General features: G+C 57.5%; 17 protein-coding genes and 1 pseudogene. 12 read left to right on the top strand and 6 right to left on the bottom strand.

The features are described from left to right. Positions 1–138: 138 nt before the first annotated feature. The 6 genes from P9250_RS19780 to P9250_RS19755 form a co-directional block, all read right to left on the bottom strand. Entirely contained in the window at positions 139–408 is a 270-nt protein-coding gene (locus P9250_RS19780; protein ID WP_244826866.1) for an HPr family phosphocarrier protein, read from the bottom strand. Between the two features lie 35 nt (positions 409–443). Next, entirely contained in the window at positions 444–932 is a 489-nt protein-coding gene (locus tag P9250_RS19775; RefSeq protein WP_244826865.1) for a PTS sugar transporter subunit IIA, read from the bottom strand. Between the two features lie 307 nt (positions 933–1239). Further along, positions 1240–2196, bottom strand: coding sequence for a glutathione synthase (gene gshB, locus P9250_RS19770; protein WP_310394730.1), 957 nt, complete (start codon positions 2194–2196; stop codon positions 1240–1242). 65 nt (positions 2197–2261) lie between these two features. Then, positions 2262–3551: a glutamate--cysteine ligase gene (gene gshA / locus P9250_RS19765; RefSeq protein WP_310394728.1), complete on the bottom strand. Its 1290-nt coding sequence runs from the start codon at positions 3549–3551 to the stop codon at positions 2262–2264. Between the two features lie 351 nt (positions 3552–3902). Then, the gene (locus tag P9250_RS19760; RefSeq protein WP_244826862.1) at positions 3903–5375 is read right to left on the bottom strand and encodes an ammonium transporter; all 1473 of its coding nucleotides are present in this window, start codon (positions 5373–5375) and stop codon (positions 3903–3905) included. 33 nt (positions 5376–5408) lie between these two features. Then, positions 5409–5747, bottom strand: coding sequence for a P-II family nitrogen regulator (locus P9250_RS19755; RefSeq protein WP_014190273.1), 339 nt, complete (start codon positions 5745–5747; stop codon positions 5409–5411). A 434-nt stretch (positions 5748–6181) separates the two neighbouring features. On the opposite strand from P9250_RS19755, the gene P9250_RS19750 reads away from it, so the two are divergent. The 12 genes and pseudogenes from P9250_RS19750 (at position 6182) to P9250_RS19695 (ending at position 16700) form a co-directional block, all read left to right on the top strand. Further along, complete coding sequence (locus P9250_RS19750) at positions 6182–6442, top strand: accessory factor UbiK family protein (protein WP_244826861.1); 261 nt, start codon at positions 6182–6184, stop codon at positions 6440–6442. A 95-nt stretch (positions 6443–6537) separates the two neighbouring features. After that, positions 6538–7230 (top strand): annotated as a pseudogene (locus P9250_RS19745) (magnesium chelatase domain-containing protein); the annotation flags it as partial. 809 nt (positions 7231–8039) lie between these two features. Further along, a complete protein-coding gene (locus tag P9250_RS19740) occupies positions 8040–8747 on the top strand; it encodes a hypothetical protein (protein ID WP_310394725.1) in 708 nt (235 codons plus the stop codon). Further along, a complete protein-coding gene (locus P9250_RS19735) occupies positions 8744–9421 on the top strand; it encodes a hypothetical protein (protein ID WP_310394723.1) in 678 nt (225 codons plus the stop codon). The genes P9250_RS19740 and P9250_RS19735 overlap by 4 nt, the downstream gene beginning before the upstream one ends. Positions 9422–10606: 1185 nt before the next feature. After that, positions 10607–10825, top strand: a complete 219-nt coding sequence (locus tag P9250_RS19730) for a hypothetical protein (protein ID WP_310394721.1) — start codon at positions 10607–10609, stop codon at positions 10823–10825. A 184-nt stretch (positions 10826–11009) separates the two neighbouring features. Beyond that, complete coding sequence (locus tag P9250_RS19725) at positions 11010–11726, top strand: lysozyme (RefSeq protein WP_310394719.1); 717 nt, start codon at positions 11010–11012, stop codon at positions 11724–11726. Between the two features lie 9 nt (positions 11727–11735). Next, positions 11736–12725: a hypothetical protein gene (locus tag P9250_RS19720; RefSeq protein WP_310394716.1), complete on the top strand. Its 990-nt coding sequence runs from the start codon at positions 11736–11738 to the stop codon at positions 12723–12725. Between the two features lie 662 nt (positions 12726–13387). Beyond that, a complete protein-coding gene (locus P9250_RS19715) occupies positions 13388–13975 on the top strand; it encodes a recombinase family protein (protein ID WP_310394714.1) in 588 nt (195 codons plus the stop codon). 178 nt (positions 13976–14153) lie between these two features. Beyond that, the gene (locus P9250_RS19710; protein WP_310394713.1) at positions 14154–14312 is read left to right on the top strand and encodes a hypothetical protein; all 159 of its coding nucleotides are present in this window, start codon (positions 14154–14156) and stop codon (positions 14310–14312) included. 1127 nt (positions 14313–15439) lie between these two features. Beyond that, positions 15440–15775 carry a hypothetical protein gene (locus P9250_RS19705; RefSeq protein WP_310394711.1) on the top strand — a complete coding sequence of 112 codons (336 nt, stop codon included), beginning with the start codon at positions 15440–15442 and terminating at the stop codon, positions 15773–15775. After that, positions 15772–15945, top strand: coding sequence for a hypothetical protein (locus tag P9250_RS19700; RefSeq protein WP_310394709.1), 174 nt, complete (start codon positions 15772–15774; stop codon positions 15943–15945). The genes P9250_RS19705 and P9250_RS19700 overlap by 4 nt, the downstream gene beginning before the upstream one ends. Beyond that, complete coding sequence (locus tag P9250_RS19695) at positions 15942–16700, top strand: hypothetical protein (protein ID WP_310394706.1); 759 nt, start codon at positions 15942–15944, stop codon at positions 16698–16700. Before P9250_RS19700 ends, P9250_RS19695 begins: the two co-directional genes overlap by 4 nt. The last annotated feature ends 132 nt before the right edge of the window (positions 16701–16832 follow it).

The raw sequence follows: 16832 nt of genomic DNA, 5'->3' as shown, positions 1-16832 counted from the left end.
TAAGTTCGAATGAGGCTGCGGTCGCCGAACGGCCGTCGCAGCGAGGCGCGGCCGTTTGTCCTGCAAAGAACGCGGACGCAAAAAAGCCGCGTCGAAGCGCGGCTTTTCGTTGGCTACTTCCGATGCGGGATGAAGCGCTTACTGCCCTTCCCCGAACTTGTCGGCGATAAGCGCGAGGATCGCTTTCATCGCATCGGCTTCGTCGGCGCCTTCGGTTTCGATGGTCACCGTGCTGCCGATACCCGCTGCCAGCATCATCACGCCCATGATGCTCTTGGCGTTGATCCGGCGACCGTTACGGCTCATCCAGATTTCCGACTGATAGCTACCGGCCAGTTGCGTGAGCTTCGCCGATGCCCGCGCGTGGAGTCCCAGCTTGTTTACGATCGTTGTTTCCTGTTGCAGCATGATGCTCCGGGCGCTAGTGGATGAATTGAGCGGCGTCAGTGACTCGCGGCTTTCGCGGCGACGAGATCGGCACTCGCGGAGCACGCCGGATCTTGCGAACCGGCAGCCTTCGTCGCGAGCGCGCAAGGATTCAGCGGCGTGGAGGAATCCAGTTCCTGGATGCCTTTCGAGCCGCCTTGCAGAATTTTTTCGGTAAGCGTGTCGATGGGAGTCGCGCGATAACACACGGCGCGCACGAGCATCGGCAAATTGACGCCTGCGAGCACGCGCACGTCCGTTTCCGCGAGACTCGCCGCGATGTTCGCGGGCGTCGCGCCGAAGACGTCGGTGAGCACGATGGCGCCATTGTCTTCTCGCAGACGGTCGAGTTCCGAGCGCGCGAACGCGCGGACTTCGACGGGATCGCAGTCGGGCGTTACGTCGACAACGCCGATGCGTGCGGGCAAGCCGCCGTAAATGTGCGCGACACACTCGCGTAGCGCGGTAGCGAACGGAGCATGCGCGATGATCAGAATGCCAGCCATGTAAGGATTGCTGCCTCTGTAATGACGCCAGGGTTGCCGGCATCTAGAGATCGCTCGAAAACGCGCGAGCGGCGCGGGATCGATGCCTATATGGTCGTACGCGGGCCGAAAATCAACCCGCCTTACGCCAGACACCGTTCCACCATTACCACAGCTTACGCTTGCACTCTTAAACACAGTTTAAGACCGGAAAAAGCACGTTCCAACCCTAAAACTTGCAAGCAACCGGGAAATAATTGTAACAGCGTCGGCGATTATGTTTTTGCAGTGCGCCAATTCGAGCGTTGGCTAGCGCTCGAAAGGCCGTTTAGCCGACCGCGCGTTCGAGCGCGTCGATGAACATTCCAGCAACGTCGAAGCCTGTCTGATCCATGATTTCGCGGAAGCATGTCGGGCTCGTCACGTTGACTTCGGTCAGGTAATCGCCGATGGCATCGAGGCCGGCCAGCAAAAGCCCGCGTGCTTCAAGAATTGGCCCGAGCGTTTCGGCAATCTCGCGATCGCGCGCCGACAGCGGTTGCGCACGGCCAAGACCGCCCGCCGCCAGATTGCCGCGCACCTCGTTGCCCTGGGGAACACGCGCCAGCGAATACGGCACCGGCTGACCGCCGATCACCAGAATGCGCTTGTCGCCGTCCGTGATCTGCGGGATGAACTTCTGCGCCATCACCGTACGCGCGCCGTCCTCGCTCAGCATCTCGATGATGGACCCGAGGTTCATGCCGTCCGCTTTCACGCGGAACACGCCCATGCCGCCCATGCCATCGAGCGGTTTCAGAATGACATCGCCATGTTCCGCGTGAAAGCCGCGCAGGCGAGCCGCATCGCGCGTGACGAGCGTGGGCGCCACGTACTGCGGCCATTCGGCAATAGCCAGCTTCTCCGAATGATCGCGAATGGCTTGCGGCTTGTTGAAAACGCGCGCGCCGGCGCGTTCCGCGATTTCGAGCAGCCAGGTTGCGTTGACATATTCGAGATCGAACGGCGGGTCTTTGCGCATCAGCACCGCGCCGAAACGCGTGAGCGGCAAATGCTCCGCCTGTTCCGCCGCGAACCACGGCCAGCGGTCGCTGTTCGCTTCGTCGCCGACAATCGCAATGCGTCGCACGCTCGCGTCGACCGTCGTGCCAGTCCACGCCAGATGCTGCGGCTCGCATGCGTACAGCACGTGACCGCGCCGCGCGGCTTCGGCCATCATCGCGTAGGTCGTGTCTTTATAGATCTTGAAACGATCGAGCGGATCGGCGATGAAGAGAATGTCCATGTGTATTCGCTTGAGCTAGTGACCGTGGCCATGAGTATTGGCCACGAGAGCAGGGCATTATGCACTCAGACCTGAATCGCTTCCGGGTCGGTCTTCTCGAGTTCCACCGATGCCGCCAGCAACCCAAGCCTGGCCACCACGCCATACATGTAAAAGCGGTTCGGCGGCGCGGCGCCGGGCTTCGCATGCGCATCCGGCAGCGCGGTGTGCTCGAAGCCGAGCGGCACGAAATGCATGCCGGGCGCGTTGAGGTTCTGGTCGCGTTCGCGCGAGTCGTGCACGCGATAAAACCCGCCGACCACGTACCGGTCGATCATATACACGACCGGCTCCGCCACCGCATTCTCCACGCGCTCGAATGTGTGCACGCCTTCCTGCACAATCACATCGTGCACCTGCAGGCCTTCCTTCGCGTCGTTCATGCGCGTGCGCTCGCGCTTGGTCAATGCGGCGACCTCGCTTGCGTCGTGCACGGTCATCACGCCCTTGCCGTACGTGCCGGCATCGGCCTTGATGACGACATACGGCTTCTCGCTGATGCCGTACTCGCGGTACTTCTTCGCGATCTTCTTGATGACGCCGTCGATTGCCTCGGCCAGCGCTTCCTCGCCCGTGCGCGCCTCGTAATCCACGCCTTCGACGTGCGCGAAGTACGGGTTCACCATCCACGGATCGATCTCGACGAGCTTCGCGAACTTTTTCGCGACATCGTCATAGCAGGAGAAGTGCGTCGACTTGCGGCGCACCGCCCAGCCCGCATGCAACGGCGGCAGGATGTATTGCTCGTGCAGATTTTCGAGCACGGGCGGAATGCCGGCGGAAAGATCGTTGTTGAGCAGGATCGAGCACGGATCGAAATTTTTCAGGCCGAGACGGCGCGGCGTGCGTTCGAGCGGTTCGAGCACGACCTTTTGGCCATCGGCGAGCGGAATGGTCACGGGCCCGTGGATGTTTTCATCGAGCGTGCCGAAGCGGACGTTGAGTCCCGCCTGACGCATGATGGTCGCGAGCCGCGCAACGTTCTCCAGATAAAACGCGTTACGCGTGTGCCGCTCCGGAATCACGAGCAGATTCTTCGCGTCTGGACAAATTTTTTCGATGGACGCCATCGCCGCCTGCACGGCAAGCGGAAGCACTTCGTGCGGCAGATTGTTGAAGCCGCCGGGAAAGAGATTGGTGTCGACGGGCGCGAGCTTGAAACCGGCGTTACGCAGGTCGACGGAACAGTAAAACGGCGGCGTGTGCTCCTGCCATTCGAGACGGAACCACCGTTCGATGGAAGGCGTAGCCTCGAGAATTCTCCGCTCGAGGTCGAGCAGCGGGCCACTTAACGCCGTAACTAAGTGCGGAACCATTGATTTCTCGTGGACAGCGTTTTGCGTGGGACTGGGCAACCGCCAAGGCGATCGTTCCAGCCGATACAGGGACGAAAGATTGTAGAGCAATTGCCCTGCCTAACTGGGTATGGACCGCCATTTAGCAAGGCTTTGCGGCCCATCGCGGCAATCTACACAGGCAATCCGGGCATTTGCGGCGCGAGCCGCGCTGGACGAAAACCCGACGTAACGCGCGGACGAAAAAAAACCCGCCATGAAGGCGGGCCAAGTCGCTGCGCTCGTTCGTTTGCCGTCGCCCCGGCGACATGCGCCGAGCGGAGGAGAACCGGCGCGCCCTCTCGCGGCACGCCGGATCGCGGCTCAAATCCCTTATTCGACGTGCTCGCCATGCAGCGTGACGTCGAGACCTTCGCGTTCCTCTTCTTCCGTCACGCGCAGACCCATGACCATGTCGATGATCTTGAGCAGCACGAAGCTGACGACGCCGCTATAGACCAGCGTGACCAGCACGCCCTTCGCCTGCACGATGACATTGCCATCGAAGCCGCCGATGTCCTTCACTGCGAACACGCCCGTCAGCAAAGCGCCGATGATCCCGCCCACGCCGTGCACGCCGAACGCATCGAGCGAATCGTCGTAACCGAACTTGTGCTTGAGCCACGTCGCCGACCAGAAGCAGACCACGCCCGCCACGATGCCGATCACGATAGCGCCCGTCACGCCCACGAAGCCCGAAGCCGGCGTCACTGCAACGAGACCTGCAACCGCGCCCGAGATGATGCCGAGCACCGAAGGCTTACCCTTCGAAATCCATTCCGCGAACATCCAGCCGAAGGCGGCGAATGCGGTGGCGATCTGCGTCGTGAGCATGGCGAAGCCGGCACGGCCGTCAGCCGCGACTGCCGAACCCGCGTTGAAGCCGAACCAGCCCACCCACAGCATCGATGCACCGATCAGCGAGAGCACGAGGTTGTGCGGCGCCATCACTTCACGGCCGTAGCCAACGCGCTTGCCGAGCACCAGACAGCACATCAGGCCCGCGATACCGGCGTTGATGTGAACCACCGTGCCGCCCGCGAAGTCGAGCACGCCCGCGCCTGCCAGCCAGCCGGTCGGTTCCCAGACCATGTGCGCGATCGGCGAGTAGACGATGATCGACCACAGCGTCATGAACACGAGCATCGCGGAAAACTTCATCCGGTCGGCGAACGCGCCGGTGATGAGCGCCGGGGTGATGATCGCGAACGTCATCTGGTAGACGAAGTAGACCGATTCCGGAATCGTCGATGCCAGATGGCTGACGGTCAGCGTCGTGGCCTTGTCGCCCTTGATGTAGTTCATGCCGTGCAGGAACACGCGCGAGAAGCCACCCAGGAACGAATTGCCCGGCGTGAACGCGATGCTGTAGCCCACGACCGTCCAGATGATCGTGACGAGACAGCAGATCGCGAAGCTCTGCATTACCGTTGCCAGCACGTTCTTCTTGCGAACCATGCCTGCGTAGAACAGCGCGAGGCCCGGAACCGTCATGAACAGCACGAGTGCGGTCGAGGTGAGCATCCACGCGGTGTCACCCGAGCTGATCTTCGACGAATCGACCGAGAATGGTTCGGTCGGCGCGGCGGGAGCGGCGTCGGAAGCTGCCGCCGCTGCGGAAGCGCCTTCCGCCGACGAAGCCATCGCCGTGTTGGCGCTGGCCGGTGCGCTTGCAGGCGCCGATGCGGCGTCGGCCGCGGGTGCCGAGGCAGCGGCCGGAGCGGACGCGTCCTGGGCGAGTGCGGTGCCGACATTGGCGCCGACCAGGGCGCCCGCCACCAGCAATGACATCAAAAAGTTACGCATTCTTCGGTTTCCTCTTATCGCCGATTTCTTTTCTTAGAGCGCGTCCGCGCCGGTCTCACCGGTACGAATACGAATGACCTGTTCGATTGCCGTGACGAAGATCTTGCCGTCGCCGATTTTTCCCGTGCGCGCCGCGCGTTCGACCGCTTCGATCGCCTGATCGACGATGTCGTCCGACACGGCCGCTTCGATCTTCACCTTCGGCAGGAAATCGACGACGTATTCCGCGCCCCGATAAAGTTCGGTGTGACCTTTCTGGCGGCCGAAGCCTTTTACCTCGGTCACCGTGATGCCCGAGACGCCGATCGCCGAGAGCGCTTCGCGCGCTTCGTCGAGCTTGAACGGCTTGATGATTGCGGTAATGAGCTTCATGTATCCCTCGCTGTGGTGTGCCTCTGATCCTTCGATGCCTTCTAAAGCGGGATGCCTCGGTTGCAAGCCCACGTCCATCCTGTCGGGCCGCTGAAAGAAGCGTGCAGAAAAGGTCCGCGCCACTTATGCAACTCGTATGCCAATCGAGTGCTCACGGGGCTTTGCACGATTTCACGAAAGGCGCGCGCAAGGGATCTGCCGAATGGCTAACGCGCGCCGTACCTGCTGGCGCCGGGGTGGGTTCGTTGCTAGAGTGCTCGCAAGGTCCCGTAAAAAGGGGCAAAGGCGGAAAACGCGGGAGCGCGGGAGCGCTAAAATCGCGGCGCCTCGAATGTGCCCGGCAGTGCGTGACGAATGCACCAAAATCGATCATGCAACCGGCCGGGGCACTGACCTAACAATGAATGCACTTTTTTTGTGCAAAGGGAGAAACGATGAAGCAGCCCAACGACGTTTTCAATGACCTGCAGCAGAAGATGAGCGAGCTCTTCAAGAATTCGCCTGCTAAAGACGTTGAGAAAAATGTGAAAGCCATGCTTTCGCAGGGCTTCTCGAAGCTCGATCTCGTGACCCGCGAAGAATTCGACACGCAGACTCAGGTGCTCGTGCGTACGCGCGCCCGGCTGGAAGAGCTGGAAAAACGCGTCGCGCAACTGGAGCAGCACCAGCCGGGCGGCTCCTCGTCGCAGGACTGACTGCTTCAACTACTGTCGACCTCGGCCGGCGAGCCGTGAAGTCCTAGTCTCATTGCCGGCGCCGCCTTCGAGCGCGCGCCGTTTCAGGTGAAATCATGTCGCTTGCCGTGGTCAAGAGCCGCGCGCCCGCCCCTGGGCGCGCGCCGGAAGTGGTCGTCGAAGTTCATCTCGCAAACGGATTGCCGTCGTTCTCCATCGTCGGCTTACCCGATCTCGAAGTTCGCGAAAGCCGCGAGCGCGTGCGCGCCGCGCTGCAGAATTGCGGACTGGAATTCCCCGTCAACCGCATCACCGTCAATCTCGCTCCGGCAGATTTGCCAAAGGAGTCGGGACGTTTCGACTTGCCTATCGCGCTCGGCATTCTGGCGGCGAGCGGACAGATTCCGGCTGCGTCGCTCGAAAATCGTGAGTTCGCTGGGGAGCTGTCGCTGACCGGCGCGCTGCGGCCCATGCGCGGAGCATTCGCGATGGTGTGCGGAGCGGCGCGGCACCATGCATCGACCGGTTCGGAGAGCGGGCGTGCGCCGGAAATCTATGTGCCGCTCGCAAGTGCTGCCGAAGCCGCGCTGGTGCCCGGCATCGAAGTGTTCGGCGCGGCGGATTTGCCGACGCTCTGCGCGCATCTGAACGGCGTTCCGGATGCGCGGCTTCGTCCCGCGCGGGCTTTTGCGCAATTGAATGCGTCATCGCGGCCGACCGCGCCCGATCTCGCGGATGTCATCGGGCATCCGGCTGCGCGTCGCGCGCTGGAGGTTGCGGCGGCGGGTGGTCATCATCTGCTGATGGTGTCTCTATAGGACCCGACAGCATGTAGCCAATGTATTCCTTGTTACCTCTTTACATACCGACAAATGTACCGCCTAAATCTGGCTCGAAGCTCAAGTGCTTTGTTAGGTGAATTATCTGTACCTCGAACAGGTGAAGAGCTACACCGCCACCGAAACCCTTGTACGCCTCCGCACCTGCGATAACGCGAACCGTCGCGGCAGTATCGATTTGCAGAGCGTGAAACGTCTCTAACGCAAGCAAGCGGGACCGCGAGTCGTACACCTTCGGCTTAGCACGGCTCCTGAACTTCAGGGTAACTGTGCCGTCCCTGCTCTCAAGGCATGGCAAGGTTGCTATTGCCGCCTTGCTAGGACCGAGTGTTTTAACCGCTTCCCTCTTGCAAACGTCGAGTATCGGACGCCCTTCGTCGATCTTCAAAGTAACGTCCAATCGATATGTGCCCCTCGAATCGAATCGAGTGTCTGGGGAGGTCAGAAAAACAGCGCTAGCCGTACCTTTTGGCGTTTTGATTTTGATCATCGATCTCTTTTATCCAGACGGAACCACCAACGAAACGGATCACGAAGACTTTTCAGCAGAAAAAGGTTGTAGCGACCCGCACTGGAGCAATTAAGCGTACCAACATGGTGCGACGCAAGTCCCGCCTGCCCTAATCCAGGCGAAGGGTATCGCTACAAAAGGAGACGCGGCGCATGGATCCTTTTTTCCTACTGGGTTAAGATTCGTCGCCTCAGGCCGTTTATGTTGCAAGGAGCGTCTCGACCGATCGCGCCATTCAACCTACTTCGAATATAGCTGCGGAATACACATGATCCTGGATAAGTTCACACTGAATAGTGTCATTGTCCAAACGGTATACGCGGATGCCTTCGTTCTGTGGGACCGCGCTGGAGAGATTGCCCGTCGAATGTCCGAGATATGGCCGGGGCTGAAGGTCGCTGAGGGGCAACCGAATCAGCAGACCTTGGGAGCGCCGGGTATTCAGATCCAGACTGGATTCCGGGCAAGCACCTTTACGGTGCGAGGACCGAAGGCGCTGGATCAGTCACGGATACGCCAATTCACAGAGTCCTATGCGCTACTTAGGGATCGACTCGAAATTCCTGAACTCACACGGGTGTCCGCTCGCTCGTTGTATGTGCGCAAGTTTGAAAGTTTGAAAGAAGCCAACGCAGCCGTCTTTGATTTGGGGCTGGTGAAGTGGCCCAACGAGCGCGTTTTTGATCAGCCTATGGAGGCGGACAGAAACGGATCGGAGCTTCTGTATCGATTCGAAGACAAGGCGTCTTTCACGCTGCTGCGGCTGAAAGCCGAGGAGTTGAAATTGGAGACGGAGCTTGATCCCGAATTTTTTGACGAGCCTATCAACCGCAGCCAGTTCAGGATGATCATTGACTTCGACAGGGGGAACCTTGGTGCCATCAACGCACAGAAGTTTAGAATGGATGATTGGCTCAAAGGCTATTCACACGTGTTACGCCGCGATATCGACAAAGTCTTGAGGCCGGCCAAATGAATTACAGTACTAGCGCACAAACTGACGCAGAGGCAGCGCCGCATGCCAGTTCAAGCGTGGATATTGCGACAACCGTGATTTTTCGGAAGACGGTGCCGGTAAATCGCGCAGTAGATGCGACGACCGTCTACACAACTGCTAATGTCCGACCTGAGCGGGGAACATCGAGTCCATTGCGTTCCGTCGCTCCAGAGCCTGAGCAGGTTTATCCGCATTTATTCGACCCGAAGGAAACAGCAGGACAGGCGCTCGATCTTGTGGGCGGGGCGCTCGATGATGCGCGAGATGCGCTGATTGCTTTTGGCGAATCGGACCTGCAAGCGGTGGGCTCGCGCTTGGCTCAAATCGCCGTTGCGATGCAAAAAGCGCATAAGCTCACTACGTTCAACGAGGATTTTGGAGCTGTCGTTTCGTTCATACGGCGAGCAAGCCTTATGGCGGACCCTGTCGAAGTCACTCGACCGATGCTCAACGCCCAAGTGCAAGTCCTGGTCGCGCTGAAAAAATCGCCAGCAATCGATCTCGATGATGCGAGCGAAATGGTTGACCGACTCGAAGATGCAGGCTGGCGAGGCGAACACCCCGCCGTAGAAGCAATATTGGCAGCGCTGAGTCTAGACAAGGACGACAAGGTGCTTGAGCTGCCCGCCGACACCGCGAAGGCGGAAGAATAAATTAACCGGGTCGAGAGGGTCTCGCGTGGCAGGTTGCTTTTTGGACACTACACTTGTGGTGGAATTTGCAGAGAAAAGCTCCCTAGCAGCTGATTGGGGCGACGATCATCTCAAAGAACACACACCTGCAGAAGCCCCCTTTTACGCTTTACGGGAGCTCCTTGCGGGCAAGGTGAGTTACCTATGTGACGCGCACAATCGGTTGCAAGCAGCTGAGACATTGCCCGAGGCGTTGCGCGCTTTTTCTAGGATGCCTTCGGTCGTGGGGCGACGGAGAGACGTGCCGTTACAAGCGCTGATCGACGAATTGACCAACGTGTACCCCGGTAATCCCGGAGCCACCCTTGACGAATTAAAGCGCGAAATGTTGCAGTCGCTAGCACTTCGCATTGCACGTCTGTGGAACAACGCCCGTAAGTCAAAGCAATACTCAGTCATCCAGCATTTAGCCTGTTTCAGCGGTGGCAAACTTACTCGGGATGCGGCCAACGCGCTGCGAGGACCGGGGGACTCGTTCGGGTGCGATCCAAGTGAGCGATGTGCTGCTGCTGCCTACATATACGATGACCAAGCTGCGTTAGGAAGCATGGTGAACGCGCTTCACCCGACAAGTCTGGGAGCTCTCGCCGAAAAGAATGAAAATAAGCAAAGACGGGTAGCGTTGAAGGAACTGAAGTCCCAAGGGCCAGAAAGGTTCTCTAAGAAGCGGTGTCGTGCACTAGGGGACGCTTACTTCGCTGCTATGTGCCCCCCCGGCTCCCATGTTGTTACAACTAACGCTGCAGATCACGTGCCACTTTGCTCCGCGCTTGGGAAGAGCGTCGTATCTCCTTCCTAACCTATTTCCTCCTCCGATGGACCCTTAAAAGCACGCCAGAGCGCTCCATTTAAAACTCTGGGGACATAGTCGTCTCCCCACGCGCGCTAATCAGCCCAACTTCCCAAAATAGCCCCGGCCCCCACCGGGGGTCACCCATCTAGAAAAGAGGCGCCCTGTTTCCGTGGGACCTATGGTGAAACCTGGATTCGGATTTAAACTTTCGAAGATTTTTGGCGGGCATCTCTCATGCACAAGGTCACAACAACCAACAACAGGATATGTTTTAGCGGTCTTTTTGAAGCCCTCGAAAAGCTGGCATACCCGGTACTATCAAAACCACAACTCGAAATAAATCAGACGAAAATGTGCGCAATACGCGCCGCTTTGACGGTTTGAGCTATGCCATGGGTTTTAAAGCCGCGTCGTTGGCTTTCCCAACATCGGGAAATCCAACCTTTGAACGCTTGACGGCGGCGGCCATTGCAGCAAAAAAGTTCCCGTTCTGGCCGCAACATTCATTTTCAATTTTCAAGCAAACGGTTAGACGATCGGCGAAATCCCGCGACTACGCTCAAATCTTTTGAAATTGCGAGAAATGTTCACTTCGCCTTAACGAGTTAAAGGTCCGATGACAAGAGTTTATCGGAGCGTGCGCAAGCACACAAAGCTACATGCATTTCCTTGCGTGTAAATTGCATTATTCCTACACTTACCGAGTCACGACAACGTTTGCTAATCCCATGTCAACAGCTCTTCACGGATGCATCTATGCAAGTTATACATTGGGGATCACGTGTATTAGGCACGTGCTTAGTTGCTATTCTTTTTTTGCAGTCTGCTAGCAGTAGGGCTCAGTTTTTCGTTCCAAGAAGCCAAGTCGAAGATTTTGGAGCGCCACTGGGCGCAGCACCTTTATCTCCTCCACCTCCCATAAGCCCATTGGGCATTGGGCTGATCAAAGATTTTGAAGGATGGCAACCAATTGCATACGACGACCCGGCTGGTTATTGCACAATCGGGTACGGTCATTTGATCGCTAAGCAAAAATGCTCCCAAGTCTCCTTAGAAGACGAGTTTCGCGGAACATGGTCGTTGGACAAAGGAAATGATCGTTTAGAAATCGATACTCGAACATCGCGAGCAGCTGTCCAAAGGTTAGTTACGCGGGAACTTGAGGACTACCAATTCAGTGCGCTTTCTTCTTTTGTTTTTAACGTTGGAAAGGAGAATTTTGCCGGATCCACTTTGTTGCAATTAATAAATGATGGTGATTTGCAAATTGCTAGAAATGAATTTGCGAAGTGGGTAATGTCTAAAGGTAGAGTGTACAAAGGATTACAGGACCGTCGTGCTTGCGAAGCCGCCCTGTTTTCAAACGGTCTAGAGGGGCGCCAAGGAAAATTTGAACGAGTTGAATGTGTCAGTCTTGGGGCAGCTCCGTCGACGCAATCGCTCATCGATATAGACGTAGGCGAGAAAAAATAGGGGATTAAAGTGAAACTTACTTCCTTGGTGCTTCTGCTCGCGCTAATGTGCCTTTCCTCCATTGCAAGAGCTGATTCGCCCAAGCGTTGCGCTCGCATGTATGCAGAAAATCTTAAGAACGAGGGCTCCTCGCTGGGCTTTGCTCCCTCCGATGCAGAAGCAATGGTTGCGGAAGTTGCGAGATCAATCGCATTTCAACAAAGTATTAAAGTGATCTACTGTGACTATGTCACAAAAGCCCTAGCTTGGCCTGCAAAGGGCGAAGACGGAATACCGGACGGCGACTTCATCGAAGTCAATCCAATCTGGTTTCAAGAAGTTATCGGAAACGATAGAGTTCAGGCAATTGCTCTACTCGGACATGAATTGGGCCATTATCTAGGACGGCATTTCGAAAGCCGCTCTGGAATTCCCGGCATACAGAAAGAAACAGAAGCAGATGGTTTCGCGGGATGCGCTGTTGCACGTCTCTCCGGTGATTGGACGACCCTTGAAAATTTGCTAAGCCGCATACGGTCTGTTGATGGAGGAAACGGCTATCCTACTAGGACTCAAAGTCTGGATGCAGCTCGACATGGTTTTGACGATTGCGGAGGTAGCAAGCCGAGACCTTTGTCTTCCAGAGCAGCGTTACGCGTGGCTGCCGTCCCTGACACCGTGTCAATTCCGATTAACGGCTTCAGTGCGGTCGATTATCCATTCAAGGAGACGAAGGGGATCGATGTGCAGATCGATAGCGAAGACACCCAATGGTTTCTTATTAACGGCGAGCCGCTGACACCAATTTCACGGAATCAAAGAATTCTAGGTGGCTCATTTCCAGTATCTGGCTCTAGCAGCGAAACTTATCATAATAATATCTATTTACCCCCGAATATTGCAGCGCTTGCCAAGGCGAAAGGGCAAAACGTGGTGCAATTGAAGCACACGTTTAACTGCCGCGACCAAAATGATAATCTTTCGCAGGTTTCGGCAATTCTAAAGATTTATATTCAGTAAGGCTTTCTCGCGAATCAGCGGGGATTGTTGCGCCGAATGTACCTCCTGCTGTGGGGCAATTGATGCCAAAGTAAATAGGCCGGCTGCCAGTGTGTGTCAGAGAGACTTCCTAAGTCCAACACTCTCCGTGCGTAGTTGCTAGGTTTGCCACGTATTGCGTTCGTATGACTATTTTTGCTAGGTATAAAGCCGTCTCTCTGCTACAGGTAGTTGTAGCGATTTGCACCTGCGCCTGTATCGAACCGCAGCCCACCCCGGGGGTTACATCCGCGCAAACGGAAGGCCCCCTTGATTTGCTGAGGGTCCCGTGGGGGATGGGGGTACTGTTGCCAGATCGATCTAAATTTTCTAGCGGCCTCTCTCACAACACAGGCTCAACAACAACGTGGGCATCGAGGCTTTACCGGAGTTTTTGAAGTCACGGACCCCGGGGTATGCAGGGGGTCTTCTAATGGCTAGGTTCGAGCATTTTCGATAGCTTCCTCACCGCAAGAAAAGAGCTCTACCTTTTCTCCGTAGCACGCTTCGCTATCTCACAAGGTGTAAGTAGCGACAGCACCGTGGAACCGATGCAACGCCCCTGTCAAATCTCCTGTTGACGGATTGCGATAGTACTGTCATTATTCGATCCAACATATGACAAGGCCTAACGGGGGGCAACCATGGCACGCATCGCTTACTACCGAGTCTCGACTCGGGACCAATCCATCGAATCCCAACGCACCGCTATGGGGGGTGGATTCGACAAGGAGTTCTCCGACCAAGGCATTAGCGGATCCGTCCTCGCTATGGAGCGACCCGGGTTTAGGGCCTGCGCTGACTATCTCCGCGAAGGAGACACCCTGCAGGTGTATGCAGTCGACCGCCTAGGACGCGACAGTATTGATGTGCAGACCACGGTTCGCGACCTTCGGGCCAAGGGTGTGGTTGTCGACATTCATGGCCTAGGGCCTATCGTCGGCGAAGCGGGCGAGTTGATCGTGACGCTCCTAGCCCAGATCGCTCAGATGGAAAAGAACCGGATCATCGCGCGGACGGACGTTGGCAGAGAGACGGCAAGGCGCTCCCTTGCTGCCACTGGTCGGACCCACCGAGGCAAGGCCAGCCTAGGCCGCCCGGTCCAACATGACGCAGCTGCAATTGCCGCATGGTCCTGGGAGAACGGCAGCATCACTAAGGCTGCGGAGCATTTCGGGGTCAGCGAGGCCACCGTCAGCAGAGCACGGCGAGCCTTCCCAAAGGCAGCCTAAGAGCAGCAAGGGACCGTACAGGACAAGCTGCGCTGGGCCGACGCATTGATACTGCAATTCAAGGTCTGGCGGTCTCGCAAGCAGTCAAACAACACTACAGAAAAACGGCAAATAGCCGATAGCCAAATCAAACGCGAAGCCCTGCACCGAGGGCAGCCGCCATACGAGGAAGTAGCAAATGCCGAACAAAGCAGCGAACGAGACCAGCCAAAACGAAGAAATCGCCTATGTCATTGACGCGGGGAGCGGATGGGAACAGGACGACGACCTAGTTTGGATCATCGACGAGGCCAACGAAGCCGCATGGGAGAACCAGGTCGCGTTTATCTTGGACTGAGTTGGATCAGGCCAGCAACGCAGTTTGCTCCGTGGAACAAATAGTTGAGCATGTTTCACGGGTACTCTTTTCAACAGGCGGACGGGACGAGCATCCCTCAGGTAGACGAGCCCAGCGGCAAAAACAGCCTTGTTCTCCGAGCTGCCCGCTTCAGTAGATGATTCCCCGGATCACTGGATACAGAGAAAACGACGGTTTCACTCCGCCCCCATCTTGAACCCTTGCTGGGCGCGGCTTTCGAATTATTACGTCCGAATGAAGAGAAGGGTCACGCGTGAGGGAAAAAGTTTTTCCTTCCCTAGGGGCGAGATAAATTAATCGACACCATCCTAAGAATGCCGCGCGGTGCCCCGACCGCTAATGGCCTACAAATCAAGCACATCGTCGAAATCCTTCCCATAGAAGAGCCTGATTAACCCGTACTAGCGAAGGAAGGGGCGGTGCTCCTTAGAAATCAAGAAGATCGGATAGGTCTACACCATGGAAGAAAAAGCCCTGACTTAGTCGACACTTCTCTATGAAGAAGCTGCCTCAACTTTTTGTACAACACAGTCCAGCACAACACCGCGCGGCTCCGCAATATCTCGCAGTATCTCAAGCACCCTTTCCTGTAACATCGTTTAGCCTCTCTGCCCTCATCAGGCTACCAACCCCTTAGTCCTCCCCCGCCAGCCCGTTCTAGGTGTGCATGGGAACCCTAGTGACACCCCCTCGACGGCGCCCTGGCTTGCTGGTAGGTCACGATTACGCCGTACCTCTAGAAAGAACCGGTATTTCAATTAGTCGACGCTTTAGAAAGAAACACGCGGGTCGCCCCATGCCGGCGCTATGTCTGCACGGGCTTTGCAAATTACCCCGCGCTTTAGAGAAGGCAGTATTTCAATTAGTCGACGCTTAAGAAAGAAGACCCACGCATTCGTACTCCCCAGTCCGGCAGCACCGCACCCTCCCGTAGCATCCTAGCAGCCCCTCGGCGCCCCTCAAGCCACCTTCCTATTCACCTCTTCATTGCAGCCCGTTCTAGGCGTCCATAGACAAGTCGCACGGCCCATTCACGCCCTTAGGATTCCTACAGGTATGGGTGAAAAATTTTTTAGCCCAACAAATACCATGTTCACACGATCACCATGACCACGTTCAATATTCTCCCCCCTTCGCCCAAGACCCGCGCCAAACGCGGCACGAAAGCAGCAGCGCTAACCGCAGCCCGGAAAGCCGGTTTCAAGACCCTGATCTGGCGGTGCCCTCACCACGGCGAGACCCTCCACGGGACCGCAGGATCCGGCCAATGCCGGCTCTGTGTCGCCCGTTTCAAGAAAGACCGCGCGGCCCGCCTGAAAGCACGGCGAGACCCCAAGGGCACCAAGGGAACCGCAGCCTCCACCATCGACGAGCTGGCAATCATTGCCAAGGCCGAAGCGTTCCTTTGTGGCCTCCTCGCGGACCGAGGAGCCGTGCAATGAGCGACTTCCAAATGGCCGCAGTCTTGGCGCTGATGTTGGCACTCGGAGCGGCATCCATGGCCGGCACCGTGGCCGCAGGTTGGGCCGCCAGTCGCCTTGTAGACGCCGTCACCGGCTTGGTGGTGCAGACCATTGACGCGACCGCAGCCACTTTTGACGAGAACGAATGAAGATGACCAAGAAAGAAGCAGCCGCGCAGGCCCGTGCAGCCGGCGAGAAACGGTTCATGTGGGCCTGCGAGCAGCACGGCGAAACAGCCCACTACAGCAACGCCCGCGAAGCGTGTGTCGAGTGCTGCGCCGAGCGGAACCGGCTAGGCCACGCGCGACGCATGGCGACCCCTGGAGGCCCAGAAGCCCGCAACAAGAAGCAGCGGGAACGCCGCAGCAATCCTGAGGTTCGTGACGCTGTGAACGCCTACCACCGCGATTACGAACGAAGCCGAAAGGCCAATGACCCTTCGTTCCTAGGAGCCGCCAGGGAACACGTGATTGCGCACCAATGGCGAAAGATGACCGGCGCGAAGGCAATGCCTGCTGGGTACGCCGCAGAGCAGTCAGCAATTCGGCGCGTGTATGCCGAGTGTCCCGAGGGTCACCACGTCGATCACCTAATCCCCCGGGTAGCGAAAGACATCGGCGGCAACTTGGTAGCGGTCGGTCTCCATAGCCTTGCCAACATCCGAGCTGTCCCCCAGCGCCTGAATCTGAAAAAGGCGTCCTTCTTCGACCCCGACAACTTCCGGGACCAGCGGCCCGCCAACGCGTTCCCCGGGGGCGCTTGGGACCCCGAGCTAACCGAGCAGGAATGGTCACAAGTCGCCTTGGTGGTCCTCCGCTACGGCGAAGACCGGGAGACCGCCGTCCGCACCATCCAAGCCCAGATTGCCCGCCAGCACCAGGCGGCGCTCTCCGAGCGTATCTAACCCGCGTAGCACCACCCTTAACCTTTCAAGACATAAACCAGCAATGACCAACGATAGTTTCTCTTTCGACATGCCCCCCGGAATCGACCCCCGAGACGATGGCTCCCATAGTCTCCCAACGTACCTGGGGCA

The sequence above is a fragment of the Caballeronia sp. LP006 genome, assembly GCF_031450995.1.
GTDB lineage: Bacteria > Pseudomonadota > Gammaproteobacteria > Burkholderiales > Burkholderiaceae > Caballeronia.
Note: the sequence above shows the minus strand (reverse complement) of the source record. Positions and strands in the feature narration are given on the sequence as shown.

Bases quoted from the DNA above. Each gene is read 5' to 3' on its own strand.
- P9250_RS19755 (WP_014190273.1), bottom strand. From the start codon at position 5,747: ATGAAGCTCATTACCGCAATCATCAAGCCGTTCAAGCTCGACGAAGCG.
- gshA (WP_310394728.1), bottom strand. From the start codon at position 3,551: ATGGTTCCGCACTTAGTTACGGCGTTAAGTGGCCCGCTGCTCGACCTC.
- P9250_RS19700 (WP_310394709.1), top strand. From the start codon at position 15,772: ATGAGCGACTTCCAAATGGCCGCAGTCTTGGCGCTGATGTTGGCACTC.
- P9250_RS19695 (WP_310394706.1), top strand. From the start codon at position 15,942: ATGAAGATGACCAAGAAAGAAGCAGCCGCGCAGGCCCGTGCAGCCGGC.
- P9250_RS19750 (WP_244826861.1), top strand. From the start codon at position 6,182: ATGAAGCAGCCCAACGACGTTTTCAATGACCTGCAGCAGAAGATGAGC.
- P9250_RS19735 (WP_310394723.1), top strand. From the start codon at position 8,744: ATGAATTACAGTACTAGCGCACAAACTGACGCAGAGGCAGCGCCGCAT.
- P9250_RS19725 (WP_310394719.1), top strand. From the start codon at position 11,010: ATGCAAGTTATACATTGGGGATCACGTGTATTAGGCACGTGCTTAGTT.
- P9250_RS19740 (WP_310394725.1), top strand. From the start codon at position 8,040: ATGATCCTGGATAAGTTCACACTGAATAGTGTCATTGTCCAAACGGTA.
- P9250_RS19780 (WP_244826866.1), bottom strand. From the start codon at position 408: ATGCTGCAACAGGAAACAACGATCGTAAACAAGCTGGGACTCCACGCG.
- P9250_RS19710 (WP_310394713.1), top strand. From the start codon at position 14,154: ATGCCGAACAAAGCAGCGAACGAGACCAGCCAAAACGAAGAAATCGCC.
- P9250_RS19775 (WP_244826865.1), bottom strand. From the start codon at position 932: ATGGCTGGCATTCTGATCATCGCGCATGCTCCGTTCGCTACCGCGCTA.
- gshB (WP_310394730.1), bottom strand. From the start codon at position 2,196: ATGGACATTCTCTTCATCGCCGATCCGCTCGATCGTTTCAAGATCTAT.
- P9250_RS19705 (WP_310394711.1), top strand. From the start codon at position 15,440: ATGACCACGTTCAATATTCTCCCCCCTTCGCCCAAGACCCGCGCCAAA.
- P9250_RS19760 (WP_244826862.1), bottom strand. From the start codon at position 5,375: ATGCGTAACTTTTTGATGTCATTGCTGGTGGCGGGCGCCCTGGTCGGC.
- P9250_RS19715 (WP_310394714.1), top strand. From the start codon at position 13,388: ATGGCACGCATCGCTTACTACCGAGTCTCGACTCGGGACCAATCCATC.